Raw genomic sequence first — 12,748 nt, 5'->3', positions numbered from 1 at the left:
AAGCTCACCATACCCGCATGGATATTGGGCGAAATGCTGTTTCATGACCGCACGGTTTTTAACGTCTGAGAGGCATGACCGCACAAAGCTCGCAATCGCCTTTATTCATGCGGGTTTCGTAGACCCCTGTTTTGGCGCGAAAATAGGAGAAAACGAACAGGGAAACATTGCCCACATCGTGTGTATCCCTTTATAAGTTTTGGGGTGCTTCAAAAACCGCCGATAGGAGACCCGGCGGTTGCTGAGAGTTCTTGCGAACTCAATCAACTTTCTTATAGTACCACAAATTTGCTTGCGTGTCAATGGGTAGTGGGATATAATGCGCGATTGTTTTAGCTAGTCCTTCTAGGAACCCTTTTTCAATACTTCATTCATCAGCTTGAGACCCCGCTGTGTGCGCTCTTCAGCCTCTCTAGCAGCCGTGTCCTCCGGCGCGGGAAATGCCCGTTCTTCACGCTTAGCGGCCTCGCGTTGCTCCCGTTCAGTGCGGCGAGCGACTGATGCCTCTCGTTTCTCCTGCCGCTCCAGTAGCGCGTCCAATCGTTGTGCGGCGCTAAGCCGGATACGGCGTGAGACACGCGAGTCGGTCATTGTCTCTTCTAAGAAACTGGCGAGCCGTTCATATCTCGCGGTTCCCGGTGTTGGTATCGTCATCTGTCCCCCTCATAAGTTGAGAGCATGGGCGCCAGACGGTTCGTTTGCGCGATTCGTACCTTTGGCTATACCGTCGCCCGCATGACACAGATCAGGATTGAAACAGACGGTCTCACACCTAAAGAGGCGATGGAGCTTGCGCAAATCATCCAAGGTTTCGAGGGAGTAGAAGCGGCTCAATTTTCACCTATCAAGCCCGGAAGCATGCAGTACCGGTCATTCCCTATGGCTCCACAGGCTGCGCTCGCAGTTTGGCATGTTGTCGTTCACCTCGCAGAGATTGGGACCGCTGGCGCTGCCTTGGGTGTGGGTAAAGCAGCAGCAGAGCACGCTTACAAGAAGGTGGGAGAAGCAATCGTTGACAAGGCCTGGGATGCGATCAAGGCGAAGTTCACCGGCAAGAGCGTTGTAGATGTAGGTGTGAAGTTGTATGGACCGTATGGTGAGCTAATCAAGGAAATTACAGGGAAGAGATGACGACGTAGGCAGTGTCTTTCTGTGAGATCGGCACGGAGCCGGGCGGGACTCCGACCGGGACTCCTAAACCTCTGGAACTCCGTGCATGCACCCTACGGACAGGGAAGGTTCGATTCCTTGGCCGCGCCAGCTTTCACAACGCAGCTCATACCCCGGCGGACTCCCCCGCCCCGGCCTCGGAAGAGGGTTGGTTTGACACCCCTAGACACCCATCAGGAATCATGAGGCCGCTCCGGGCGGTGATCTACGCGGCGCTACCGAGGAACATCATGCCGGGCGCTTGCGGCGTATCGGATAGGGCGGGCCGCTGATAATTCGGCGGGGAATTATTCCGATGGCGACCATTCGGGGTGTACCAAAAAAGGGTTACTTTTCCGGTGGCGTTTGGCGAGGCATTTTGAGCCTAAAAATACTGTACTGCAAAACGACCGTTTTATGGTACGGTATCCGTGTGAGGTGAGGCCATGCAGAACGTATCGGTTGCGCTGTACGCACGAGTGAGCACAAAGGACAAAGGGCAGGATACGGAGAACCAGTTACGCGAGCTACGTCAGTTCGCTGAGAAGCAGGGGTGGGGCATTGTCCAAGAGTATGTGGACAAGGCTACCGGCAAGCACAGCGACCGCGAGCAGTTCCAGAGGATGTTTGCTGCTGCGTCCCGGCGCGAGTTCGACGTGCTGCTGTTCTGGAGTTTAGACCGGTTTTCACGTGAAGGCGTAAGAGAGACCTTGAATCATCTCAAACGGTTGGATAGCTACGGCGTGGAGTTCCGCAGCTTCATGGAGCAATACCTCGACACCACGGGCGTATTCAAAGAGGCAGTGATCGGTATCCTCGCGACGATAGCAAAGCAGGAGCGCATTAGATTGAGTGAGCGAACCATCGCCGGGCTAGAACGAGCACGCGCACAAGGCCGCGTCGGCGGGCGCCCGAAGGCGGAGGACGACCACAAGCTTGTACGTCGGTTTCAGAGGCTCCACGAAGAGGGCAAGTCCGTGCGTGTGATCGCGGCGGAGTTAGGTGTCTCACCCACCACCGTGCAGAAGCTCAAGGCAGCGGCATAGGGTCTGACTATCACCAGACACGCCCCGGCCCCGGCTGGGGCTTTTCTGTGCCTGTAAATACCTCTGTGCGCGACATAACGCCATGCGCGGACATGAGTTGCGGTAGTTAACGCAGGATTTGAAAAAGCCTTTTTCTTTGTGACGTGTGAGAGGCGCGGGGCCAGGCGTGGCCTAGCCTCAATTCATCCGAAGAGCTACAGGCGTTTAGGTGCGAAACGTATCATGGTACGCATTCCAGCGAGAGGTCAGCGATGGGGATTGTTTGGGTTGTGATTGTGGTCCTCATCATCTGGGCACTGTGGGCAGGAGCATGGACGTTGATCTTTGCAGCCGGTGACCATCTTGCTTTCACTATCTTCGCGGGAATGGTCCTAGTTATTGCGGTGGGGTGCTATCGGCAAATCCGAAGGCCGAAGTAGTCATCAGTTAAAGGCGTATCGCAGTGCGTTTTACAACGTAGCTGAGAGAGAGAGAGAGAGAAAACTACGTGAGCATAGACACCATTCACACCGCGCTATTAGGCATTGCGAGAGAAGGGGAGGATCGCATTTCCTTGGGTGAAGGGCTGTCATTGGTGCGCCCAAACGATCAACTGCTTGCTCACCGCTGGGACTGGGCACAAGGGCAGGGAGAGATGGAGCAGGAGGCAGAGGCGGCCCGCTACCTTGTGTGTGAATACCCGCAATGGATACCGGGGGAGTCAGTGAGAGATGCCCCGGAACGCGGCGCGAATCGCTTCTATGCCGGTCTGATGGCTATTCAAGTCATCAAGCCAATATGCACCCTCGGCTTCGTATATCGACGGCAGCAGATAGAACGACGCCCGCCAATGGAGCCGGGCCAGTGGGCCAGGAAGAACAGGTTCGATGATGAGATGCTTGCCCGAGTCCCTGACATGATCGACCGTATACAACCTGTCATGGATGGGAAAAGCGTAGAGCAGAAGAACGCTCTCACGCTACTCCAACTGGGCCTAGAGCACTTCCACCCTTACATTGCCGGACTTCTCTGGGTCACAGGGTTAGAGGCAATTTTCGATAGTGGTGGACGCGAAGAGTTCAAGAAAAAACTCTGCGATTGCCTAGGCCCTCAGACACTTGCACTTCCCAACTGGCATTCAAAATCTGATGCGCCAACCTATACAGTCGAAGAGATTGCCCTTCCTCTCTACACGCTTCGCAATAAGCTCGCTCATGGGGCAGACCTGCGTACTGCTTCGGCAGACAAGAAGCACCCCGTGGATTTCAGCAAGCGGGTAGGTCTCACCCCCCATGGAGAAGACGTAAATTATGCACTGCTTCTTAGCGAAGCGGCCTGCCATCTACTCTGTCAGGTCTTGCAAAAGGTCTTGTGACGAAGAATAGGAGTTGCTTGCGTATCTGATACGCCGAAGAGAGCTATCATGTTGCTTCCATCACAGTTGGGCTGAGAACGACTATGAATCGCTTCGCTTTGTGCTGCCTTGCTGCCTTAGTGCTGTTGACTGGGTGTAAGAAAGACGTGTCTGGTTCCTACCTGATGAACGATGAGGTAGCTGTCTGTTGGCTCCAGCTCGTTCGCACACCAGATAACCATCTCACGGGGCAGCTCGTCTCTTCCGTGCTGAAGCCGGGCGGCAAGATTGACCATGAGTCCGTGTCTCTCACTGGTGCAGTGAATGGAGAGAACGTCATGCTGTCAGGTGGTGGCATCCTTGGGATGGCGCAGACAACGCTATCCGGTAGGTTCGACGGCAATTCGCTTACCCTTTCGGGTGTTCCATCCACGCCGGTCATCCTGAAGCGTGCGTCATTGGCGGACTATCAGGCACAGCTAGACGACCAGAGCAAACGCTCGCAAACGATCATTTCTGCTCGTGCAACGGCTGCCGGACAACGGCGGACGCTTCAGGCGGAGAAGGATTTCTTGTCCCACGTTGACCGGGTGATTAGCCAAATGCAGCGGTTCGATGCTGAGGCCGATGTGCATCTGGGACGGTTTCCAAATGCTGAGAAGGCGTATATAGCCGTCACTGCAAAAGTGAGCGAATACGTTACGCGGGAACGTCAGCTAGTCGGTAATCCTAGTCGGGCGGTTGCCCGGTCACAGCTTGAAGTCGCTGCAACTCAAATATCCCTGAACACCGACCAAGTGCACTTTCAGGGAGAGGCATTGCAAAGATCGTTAGAGACGAACATTGCTCCCTTAGTGAATCAGGTATCGGAATTGGCGCAAAGGTGCCACGAGACTCAGCCGATAGGTGGGAATCTGCCACAAGCCGAAATCGAAGAGCATAAGGGGGCGTGCAATCGTCTTCTTAATGCTGCTCCCGCGTTTAATCAAAAGTATGCAGCGATAGTTGCGGGCCTCAGCCGTTTGGAGAATGTCTATAAACGTGAGAAAGAATATCAAGCAAAGTTGCTGGACGACGCGCAGAGGTTGGAGTAGTGCATGGGGAATGCCGTTCAGTTTCAGGACAAGTTCGTGGCTTTTGTGGATGTCCTCGGATTCAAGCAACTGGTTGTCAAAGCTGAGAACAATGGCGATACAACGTTGGGACAAGTGCTTGCCATACTGGAAGAGAGTGGGGAGCGGAAACACCGCGAACGCCTAGAAAAGAGTGGGGCACGTATCTGTCCGGAAAGCCATCACGTATCCCGTGATCTCAGCTTTCGTGTAACCCAGATTTCTGATTCCCTTATCGTGTCTTGCGAAGTGTCTCCGGCGGGCCTTATTCAGCTAATCAACCATTGTTGGGTGCTTGTTATGCAACTGATGCGACTCGGTGTGATGTGCAGGGGATATGTAACACGCGGTCCAATTTGCCATGAGGATAATCGGCTTGTAGGCACCGGCTACCACCGCGCATACGAAAACGAAGCAGGTGTCTCGGCATTCAAAAGAACCGCTGAAGAACGCGGAACACCTTTTGTCGAGATAGACCGCAATGTCACCAAATATGTTGCCATACATGGAGACTGGTGTTTAGGGGAGATGTTCAAGCGGATGACCAAAAACGACGGAGAGCTGACGGCTTTATTTCCCTTCCAGGCTTTATCTCACTCGTTCACAATCAGCGCATTTGCGAAATTCGACGCAGCACAAGAACAGAAGTCAAACAATAACGTTCGCAAATGGCTTACCGATATGAAGACCAGCGTCGAATCACTAGTTGATCGCAGCAATCCGAGTGCCCTTCAAAAAGCGGAACACTACTTGGCTGCTTTGGACGCTCAACTCCTAATTTGCGACAAGACAGATGTCTTCCTCAACAATCTTGGACGTCCGCTTTCCTTCGGAAAGTCTTCTTGAGGTTCGTGATATACCCAACGACTTCGAGTCTTCGAGGGGCTGGTCAGCCGAACGGTTGATTCAGGCGGGCAGCGAGGACTTCACTTAGGAACCTTCATCGCAGATCGTTTCAACGTGAAGCTCCCCTTTTCTGTTCCGCCGGTTTTCTGGATGACCGTATATGTCCCTACAATTCCCTGTCGGCTGCGGGTACCAACAAACTCAATGCTTCCTATCGAACTAGACACGGCAAAAGCCATATGGAGTCCGCTCACGGTTCCTTCCAAGGGGCCACTTCCATAGAGCGGAGGCTCGACAGACATAGAACCAGAAAGCTTTCCTTTAGACTCTCGTAACGTCACTGCAAAATTGGCTGATAGCGCCGCAGTTTCATTACTCACCGAGCCGACATATTCTCCTGTCACTGAAGATGGCAGCGGGGGGTGAGTATTCGATGGTGGGGATATTGTCGCGACAGACTGCGGTTCGGCGGATAGCGGATGGAGGGCTGGCGTCATGACGGGGGCAGGTTGAGTATGATCATCACCGTAAGGCATGTTAAGCATAATGATCAAAGCAATCCCAATAACCCACAGTTTTGTAGCGGTCTTGACCTTCTCAGCCTTCGTAAACAGGTCAGACATTCGTCTTAGGTCCTAGAAATCGGAATTGAATCAGCAAGTGCGGCGATGACAATAGGTAAGTTCCGGACCATTCTCTATGCCAGTGCACGCTTCCTCGGTGACGTAGATGCTTTACTCAAGGGGCGCGCTTTGCGGCGGGTTCTGCGTCGTCTAGCAGGGAGATTGTCATCACGATTGATGGCCCGCTTGTTCCGGTAGTACCTATGGTGAACATACGCTACACGGCCTGTATCCACGCGCTTTTGCATCTACCTCGGAACTGAAACGCACACGGTTGCGTTGCGAAATCTTTAAGGCCCATTTGCAGGATGGCCTATGGTAGATCAGCCTAATCGAACTCCCGACGAGTGGGTTCGGGATGGCAACCGGGCTTCTGGTTATGACTTTTCTCGGTGTAAGCCCAGGCTGAGGCTTAGGCTGAGGTCGCGAGGCGGGATTTGAGAAGCCAGCCTGATGCGAGCCAAGAAGCGAATACTTTTGTATCAGGCGCGACGATTGAACAGGAACTGCCCCTAGTGTTGCGTTCGGCACCGGACGTACGGCAGGAGGCGGAGCTGAAACCGCTTGGACTACACTCACGTTCGCGGACGGAGAGGCGAGCGGTGGCTTTATTCCTCTGGCTACGCGGCGATAGGCGAGCACACTGCATGTGGTCAGATACGCAACAATGGCCAGCCAAGTGGCCGTTAGTGATGAAGCTCCAAGCCAAACGAACGGCATCCGTAACAACGGGATGATCAACCAGATGGCGAAGACCCCAAGAAACGCATGGGCCACCGTCTGACGCGCAACCTCACGAACTGACATTTTGACCGGCTGGAGTACGGTCGTAAATGTGACCTGAGGTTGCGGAGTAACTCCCGCTGATGTTGCGAGATACCAGGGCTTTCCAGCGCTTTTGCGCTGGTCAGCGAACGGGAAGCTGTTCGAAACGACGGGCGGTGGTACCTGTCCGGGCTTCACTTCGCGGGTAGACTGCTGGACAGCAACCACTGGCGAGTTGATCATCCAGGAAGGCAGCTTCGACGGCACAGTCCCTATGAGGTCCAACACTGAGGGACAACGTGATGGGTCTTCTGAGCAAGCCTTTTCAAGCGCTTCGGCTAGCCGCTTGCAGTCTCCACCAATGAGCTTGATTTTTCCTAAGAGTTTGGACGCCTGTGGAGCCTCAAAATCGCTCTTGACGAAGATAAGATTCTCGTCATGAAATTCCTGCCACAAACTTGGCTGCTCTCCCAAAGCGAGCAGAGAAAGATGGATGACGAGACCTGAAAAGTTGTCGAGGGTAGCATCGAAATATTCCGCTGATCGTTTGGGGTGCTGGTAGTGGCGATGGCCAAGTTCAGAAGACTTCCAGCCCACCATTGAGGGCACATACATTCCATCGAGATCAACAAGGCGTAAGGAATTACTCTCGTCCACGATAACGTTGCCGTGCTGGAGATCGCCGTGGGCCATGCCTCCATCGCGCAGTGTTGCCAGTGCCTTGAGCCATTGATCGGCCAGGAACTTCAGCATGTCCTTCCTACCCAGAACATTTGGAAGATACACGTCGAGAGGATAGCCGCCTATCCACTCCATCACCTGAATCGGGTATCGCTGGCCCCCAACCAGGATGCCCTGAGGATCGTACTCGAAGCTCACAAAGCAAGGAGCCGAAACCTTGTCTAGGTGGTCGTCGATTTTCTGATATCGGTCTTGTCGGTCGCCAACTGCACCACGAAAACAGCGAACCGCTTGCGCCTTGCTACTAGAAGTATTCAGTTTGAACACATAGGCGAACTGGCCAGATGTGACGAATGGCATACCGAGTCGGTCTATTGCGGGAACCGATGTTCTAAGGTCGGGGTCTTGAAATGCCACACCGGGGTTCTGAACTGCTTCGACGTAATCGCGCGAGCTGGGCCACGGACCAGTAGGCATCAGGCATTCATCAAACCGTCACTGCGTGAGCTGGCGGCCCTTCGAGAGTGATTCGCATTATCGCCACGTCATCGTTGCGAAGGCGCTTTTGGTCACGTTCTTGCTCGATGAAATTAACAAAGCCAAGAGTGTCCCTTGAATCCAATAGTTGCGCCAAGTCATGGACACGGGGAGAATCGTCTAGGGACATGCGGAGATACCAAGCTGCAATTGCGTCGGTGAGCAACAAGAATGTATCGTGCGATGCGACCTTGCCGGACCTGACCGTAAGTTGCTCCCCAATTCCTTGCTGTCTGTGAAGTTTGGAAGGGATAAGCGTTGGGTGATATCCAAAAGCCTCCGGCTCACTAATCGGCAGCGCGTTCACAATCGTTCTATTTCGGAGATGAACTAGACAACTATCTCCCAATGCCACCGCTTGCCAGGCGAGGTATTTTTCCGACGGGATGAACGCAATCCCGACGAAGGCAGCAAAGGCTCCCCCTCTTGCCTTTTCTTCTGCGTACCACGGCAATGCTCGACGGGTCCAACGACGTTCAAGTCGGTCCCCCAAGGCGGAAAGCCATGGCTCGAATTCTTCTCGTGTTAGTAAGTGGCTGCTAGCTGCCCAACACTTAGTTAGCAGTCTTGCCCATCGCCTTGAATCGTAGGCTTCAGTAGCGCCGTCTGCGACGCAGAAACGACCTTGCTTAAGAGACAGCGCCGCTGCGTCCTCACATTCAGAGGCCAGCGACCCAGCTTTGGGCAACAGAAATTGTGACACGGAGAAATGCCAACCACTACCGTTCATCGTAGATTCGCTGGCCGTGTCCCGATCTCGAAGAATTGCGCTACGGATACCGGGTCCCCGTTGAAGACAAAGCCACGCGCTCCGTCGGAAGTTTTGAGACCCATATTGGAAGCCGCTTGCTGGAATACTCCTGGAAGTGGCGTCGATATTTTGAACAACATGCGAGCAAAGTCATCGGGCAGCTGCGATTCATCTCCCGGATATTCGATCTTCACGGTATGACGCGAAGAGACGTGGCAATTGAACAATAACACCGGACCGTCGCTAGTCCCCATGGACAAGATTTGGTTGGCGACCCCAGATGGATCGCCGTCTGTAGATTCACCATCTGTGATGTGCAGTACCGTTGGCGGAAAGCAGTTGGGATGCTCATGAAGCCACTGCTCTAGTAGAGAGCGAACCTGGCCGAAAGCATCGCACATAGGAGTGCCTCCGTTCGCTGTCGGATCAATCCATACTGGAAACCTGACTTGCTGTTCTACAAGACCGCCCGCACCATCTGGAACCCTTTTGGTGCGGTTCTCCAACCGCGCGGGCAAATCGGCAACCTCTCCCACAGGCACATGCGAACGTCCGCTGAGCGAACCGCTGAAAACAGGACCTACGGATGCTCCGTACCCGATGATTGAAATTTGGTAGTAGCTACGTATCTCTTCCATGCGCGTGCAGCGAATGACTAGATCATGTAGGGTGCGATTAACGACATCAGCGAGAAAATCCGCCTTCCGCACACCGCTTTCTCCAAAATTCTCGGCCATCGATCCGGACTGGTCCAACAGGAAGATAAAACAAGTGGGATTGCTGCGGCTGATTTCGGCTGTATAGGGCATTTGCACATCTCCTTCGATCTCGTCGAGAACATCGCGATGCTTCCCCCAATTCCCTGCAAGATACGGGGAGTGCAACTCGGTTGAAGTAAGTCAAGACATTCTAGCGGAAGCCAACGAGTCAGCAATGTATCGAAGGCGCTTCAAAGCATGGAATTACAATCCGTCGCCTGCCCCTCTGTCGTTTCGACAGAGCTGCCTCGTCATCACGTTCCATCAGCTCCGCCCTCATCAAAGGAGACATGAGGGGTGTGTTGAATAGAACTAGATGACTCTATCGGTTTCGGAAGCTCTGCGGGCCTAGCGTCAGTCTTTTCCGTATCCGAGGTCTCGGGTTTGACGCCCAATATACTTTGGAGCGTTTTCAGTGCTCCACCGACAACGGTCGAATATGTGTCTGCGCTGATAAGTCTTAGCATGACAAGCATCGTGACGGATATGAGCACAAAGGCAATGCAAGCCAACCAGCCGCCGGTAATCGTCTCTTCACGTCCGTACGTTTTTGTCAGCTTCACTACTCCCCATAGAGCGAGCAGAAAGACGACGAGAAATGAGCCAGTGATTCGCAGAAAGCCAAACCAGGGCGCACGATGCCTTGTAGCCTTTCGGTACTGACGATGCAAATGGCGGATGGTCTTGTAGTGCTCCTTCCTAAGTCCGAGGTCGGACTCGCGTTCTGCTTCCACACGCAATCGCGCGATCTCTTCACGAAGGAAAGAGGGTTCCATCAGCTAGGCCGCCACCTTACGTTCTCTGAATTGTGCCAACCTTCGTGGGTCTATCGTGTAGTAGATTTCTACCTTGTACTCCCCCTCAGCTTCAGAATGATCTTCATCGCAGGCATCGCAATACTTCTCCGCCGGAAGCTGCGACAGGTCGTCAATGGACTCCAGCGGGATGCCCTTTTCCGTGCAGTACAGGCCGAAATGATGGTGAACGATGCCCTGTTCTTCAAGCACACGTAGAGCAGTAAGCGCACGAATCTCCGTTTCCCCTATAGCCTTCCCAACGATTTTGGGCACGACTTGATCGCCACCAGGTCTGCTTCGCAGGTAAACAACAACCCTGTTGACAAGCGCATTGAGCTGGGGCGACGACGGGCTTGATCGCTTAAACCAGTTGAGCAAGGACATAATCTATTTCTTCCTCAGAGCAGTGTGCATCGAACCGTACTTGTCCGTTTGCAGCATCCACGTTGCTGAAGACCTCACGGGTGAGTTTCCCGCCAGTCATTCCGTGTTTCCAACGCAATGGTGCCTCTTCATAAGTGCGTACCATCGGGTCTTGCATCATCTGATTCCAGGCTTTTGTATCACGCAAGTCTTTACCGATCTTCTTTTGGGTACGCTTCGACTGAATACCCTCTTCATCTTCATCGACCACATGCGCAACAGTCACAACAGGAGGAACCATCTTCAATGTCTTCTCTAAGCCAGTTCGCAGTTCGATAGGTTCCAAAGGAAGCCCAAGCAGATTTTCGGCCTGCTCCCTGTAGTAGTCGAAATAGGCCTGGGCTTTGGGTTCACCGTCAATCTCGTGAATGTGCTTATCCCCAGGTTTATCGTAGCGAATTTGCACTAGACCCGTCTTCTTATCAACGACGAGAACAACAATCTTGGGTTCTGGCACCGGGTCAAACCGCTCATTCTTTTTATCCACTTTTGTGCGAATGTGCTGCTCGTTCCATTTGACCCGCAACGCCGTGGGGTCGTTCAGCGCGTACATCATTTTGGGCTTTTTCGTCGGTGACACAGAAGGAGTGCGTTCGGTGGATAGTGGGATTTGGAGAGCTTCCAATTGGGCGTCAATCTTCTCTAAGTCCGCTGCTGAAGTCGAGATGCGATACAGGTACACGCGCTTTGCACTCGCTTCTTCAATTCCGATGGCACCTTCAATAAGGTCATCTTCGGTAAGCTTTTCCTTGTCCACCAGGTCGTGGACTTTCGTTGTCATTTCATCCCGGCTTCCCATCGTGGTGCGCAATCCCTTACGTGCCAACCAACTACGGACGGATGCGATGCTGTACTTCCCTAGAATCTGACCAACTTTGTTACGCGACGGTTTTGACGGCTGCATTTTTTTCGTGCTCTCGAACGGCAATTTTGAGTGTGAGCCAGCCTACCATGCAGGGTCTTAGGTTCTAACGGAATATTTGCCATCCTCTCTACTGAAAGAACCAAAGTGGAACAGCTGATCTGGGCTGGCGTGCCCTTCGTGCCGCTTTTTTGACAGCGGTTGGCTCAATATGTGTGGGTACGAACGAATGGGGCTAGGATGGCGCGTATTAAATACGCCGGTCGGTCTAAGGCTTTGACAAATTTCAGGGAGCTGGTAAGCCCTTTATATGCAACGGCGGTTTACTACAAAATTAAAAGCTAATTTTCTTGATACTTCCCAAGGCTTGCGAGTCACGTCATCCTCTGATGGTTGCCATAACTTCACGAGGAGCAAGTCACCCATGAACAACGTCATTTCAATCACGACGGGCTTAGCCCATCGCATCACGCGCACGCCCGATGAAATAGGTGCAGAAATATCGCTACTCATCAAACTGCGCAACTTGATTCCACCTGTAACAGCGTTTGGGGATAGCAACATCGAGGGCATTGATGCCCAAATAGCTGTCTTACGCGAACGCATGAGCGTGAAAGGGATAGTTGAAGAGTGGGACGACGATCATCACGTTCAGTCGGCGGGGGTATTCGCGGCAGAGTGGCTGAGTGGAGAAGGTGAGGCACCGTCCAGTGGATGGCTCGATCTGGTGGGGGATGAGGACGGTTGGATGAACTAAAGAGCACTGGCGTGCTGCGTATTGAATACGCGGAGTGAGGCTGGGGATAGATGGGACGGATTAGGGCTGGCTGTTAGCTGTGCCGCGTATTGAATACGGGAATCATGCCAGCGTTGAATCCGGGTGCAAACGTGGGTGCAGTCTGGGTGCAGTTAGTGTTTCGTGGGATTCTCTCAACTCGCCTAGCGCATTGAGGAATAAGGCCAAATTGCTGGGATTGTCCGCTGGAGCTGGTTGGGGTGGGTGAGGTCGCTAGTTCGAATCTAGTCGTCCCGACCATCAATTTCTGTGGCTTAGCGATTTTCGCG

At 53.3% G+C, this 12,748-nt stretch carries 15 protein-coding genes; 7 read left to right on the top strand and 8 right to left on the bottom strand.

From position 1 onward, the window contains the following. Window positions 1-345: 345 nt before the first annotated feature. Window positions 346-591 (bottom strand): hypothetical protein, encoded by a 246-nt coding sequence (locus BLT38_RS19480; protein WP_156785223.1) that lies wholly within the window; start codon window positions 589-591, stop codon window positions 346-348. Between the two features lie 87 nt (window positions 592-678). On the opposite strand from BLT38_RS19480, the gene BLT38_RS19475 reads away from it, so the two are divergent. From BLT38_RS19475 to BLT38_RS19455, 6 genes are all read left to right on the top strand, one after another. Next, entirely contained in the window at window positions 679-1,131 is a 453-nt protein-coding gene (locus tag BLT38_RS19475; protein WP_083346672.1) for a hypothetical protein, read from the top strand. A gap of 464 nt (window positions 1,132-1,595) precedes the next feature. Next, a complete protein-coding gene (locus BLT38_RS19470) occupies window positions 1,596-2,195 on the top strand; it encodes a recombinase family protein (RefSeq protein ID WP_083346671.1) in 600 nt (199 codons plus the stop codon). A gap of 251 nt (window positions 2,196-2,446) precedes the next feature. Further along, window positions 2,447-2,614, top strand: coding sequence for a hypothetical protein (locus tag BLT38_RS20610; protein WP_156785222.1), 168 nt, complete (start codon window positions 2,447-2,449; stop codon window positions 2,612-2,614). A gap of 68 nt (window positions 2,615-2,682) precedes the next feature. Continuing rightward, window positions 2,683-3,549, top strand: a complete 867-nt coding sequence (locus tag BLT38_RS19465; protein WP_083346670.1) for a hypothetical protein — start codon at window positions 2,683-2,685, stop codon at window positions 3,547-3,549. A gap of 146 nt (window positions 3,550-3,695) precedes the next feature. Continuing rightward, window positions 3,696-4,622, top strand: coding sequence for a hypothetical protein (locus BLT38_RS19460; protein WP_156785221.1), 927 nt, complete (start codon window positions 3,696-3,698; stop codon window positions 4,620-4,622). A gap of 3 nt (window positions 4,623-4,625) precedes the next feature. Then, window positions 4,626-5,486 (top strand): hypothetical protein, encoded by an 861-nt coding sequence (locus BLT38_RS19455; RefSeq protein ID WP_083346668.1) that lies wholly within the window; start codon window positions 4,626-4,628, stop codon window positions 5,484-5,486. 80 nt (window positions 5,487-5,566) lie between these two features. Here BLT38_RS19455 and BLT38_RS19450 read toward each other — a convergent pair whose 3' ends face one another. The 7 genes from BLT38_RS19450 to BLT38_RS19420 form a co-directional block, all read right to left on the bottom strand. Continuing rightward, window positions 5,567-6,109, bottom strand: coding sequence for a hypothetical protein (locus BLT38_RS19450; protein ID WP_083346667.1), 543 nt, complete (start codon window positions 6,107-6,109; stop codon window positions 5,567-5,569). A gap of 201 nt (window positions 6,110-6,310) precedes the next feature. Further along, on the bottom strand, window positions 6,311-8,032 hold the full coding sequence (locus BLT38_RS19445; RefSeq protein ID WP_156785220.1) for an Ada metal-binding domain-containing protein: 1,722 nt from the start codon (window positions 8,030-8,032) through the stop codon (window positions 6,311-6,313). A gap of 10 nt (window positions 8,033-8,042) precedes the next feature. Further along, window positions 8,043-8,822, bottom strand: a complete 780-nt coding sequence (locus BLT38_RS21230; RefSeq protein WP_083346665.1) for a protein phosphatase 2C domain-containing protein — start codon at window positions 8,820-8,822, stop codon at window positions 8,043-8,045. Next, window positions 8,819-9,652, bottom strand: coding sequence for a vWA domain-containing protein (locus BLT38_RS19435; RefSeq protein WP_083346664.1), 834 nt, complete (start codon window positions 9,650-9,652; stop codon window positions 8,819-8,821). Before BLT38_RS19435 ends, BLT38_RS21230 begins: the two co-directional genes overlap by 4 nt. A 203-nt stretch (window positions 9,653-9,855) precedes the next feature. Then, window positions 9,856-10,377, bottom strand: a complete 522-nt coding sequence (locus BLT38_RS19430; protein ID WP_083346663.1) for a hypothetical protein — start codon at window positions 10,375-10,377, stop codon at window positions 9,856-9,858. 3 nt (window positions 10,378-10,380) lie between these two features. Next, window positions 10,381-10,782 (bottom strand): hypothetical protein, encoded by a 402-nt coding sequence (locus BLT38_RS19425; protein WP_083346662.1) that lies wholly within the window; start codon window positions 10,780-10,782, stop codon window positions 10,381-10,383. Further along, window positions 10,760-11,602, bottom strand: a complete 843-nt coding sequence (locus tag BLT38_RS19420; protein WP_172838360.1) for a hypothetical protein — start codon at window positions 11,600-11,602, stop codon at window positions 10,760-10,762. Before BLT38_RS19420 ends, BLT38_RS19425 begins: the two co-directional genes overlap by 23 nt. A 505-nt stretch (window positions 11,603-12,107) precedes the next feature. Between BLT38_RS19420 and BLT38_RS19415 the strand changes: the two genes are divergently transcribed. Next, window positions 12,108-12,440 carry a hypothetical protein gene (locus BLT38_RS19415; protein WP_083346660.1) on the top strand — a complete coding sequence of 111 codons (333 nt, stop codon included), beginning with the start codon at window positions 12,108-12,110 and terminating at the stop codon, window positions 12,438-12,440. The last annotated feature ends 308 nt before the right edge of the window (window positions 12,441-12,748 follow it).

Source organism: Terriglobus roseus (assembly GCF_900102185.1).
GTDB lineage: Bacteria > Acidobacteriota > Terriglobia > Terriglobales > Acidobacteriaceae > Terriglobus > Terriglobus roseus_A.
Note: the sequence above shows the minus strand (reverse complement) of the source record. Positions and strands in the feature narration are given on the sequence as shown.

Coding starts and splice junctions, on each gene's coding strand:
- BLT38_RS19480 (WP_156785223.1), bottom strand. CDS start 591: ATGACCGACTCGCGTGTCTCACGCCGTATCCGGCTTAGCGCCGCACAA.
- BLT38_RS19475 (WP_083346672.1), top strand. CDS start 679: ATGGGCGCCAGACGGTTCGTTTGCGCGATTCGTACCTTTGGCTATACC.
- BLT38_RS19470 (WP_083346671.1), top strand. CDS start 1,596: ATGCAGAACGTATCGGTTGCGCTGTACGCACGAGTGAGCACAAAGGAC.
- BLT38_RS20610 (WP_156785222.1), top strand. CDS start 2,447: ATGGGGATTGTTTGGGTTGTGATTGTGGTCCTCATCATCTGGGCACTG.
- BLT38_RS19455 (WP_083346668.1), top strand. CDS start 4,626: ATGGGGAATGCCGTTCAGTTTCAGGACAAGTTCGTGGCTTTTGTGGAT.
- BLT38_RS19450 (WP_083346667.1), bottom strand. CDS start 6,109: ATGTCTGACCTGTTTACGAAGGCTGAGAAGGTCAAGACCGCTACAAAA.
- BLT38_RS19445 (WP_156785220.1), bottom strand. CDS start 8,032: ATGCCTACTGGTCCGTGGCCCAGCTCGCGCGATTACGTCGAAGCAGTT.
- BLT38_RS21230 (WP_083346665.1), bottom strand. CDS start 8,822: ATGAACGGTAGTGGTTGGCATTTCTCCGTGTCACAATTTCTGTTGCCC.
- BLT38_RS19435 (WP_083346664.1), bottom strand. CDS start 9,652: ATGCCCTATACAGCCGAAATCAGCCGCAGCAATCCCACTTGTTTTATC.
- BLT38_RS19430 (WP_083346663.1), bottom strand. CDS start 10,377: ATGGAACCCTCTTTCCTTCGTGAAGAGATCGCGCGATTGCGTGTGGAA.
- BLT38_RS19425 (WP_083346662.1), bottom strand. CDS start 10,782: ATGTCCTTGCTCAACTGGTTTAAGCGATCAAGCCCGTCGTCGCCCCAG.
- BLT38_RS19420 (WP_172838360.1), bottom strand. CDS start 11,602: ATGACAACGAAAGTCCACGACCTGGTGGACAAGGAAAAGCTTACCGAA.
- BLT38_RS19415 (WP_083346660.1), top strand. CDS start 12,108: ATGAACAACGTCATTTCAATCACGACGGGCTTAGCCCATCGCATCACG.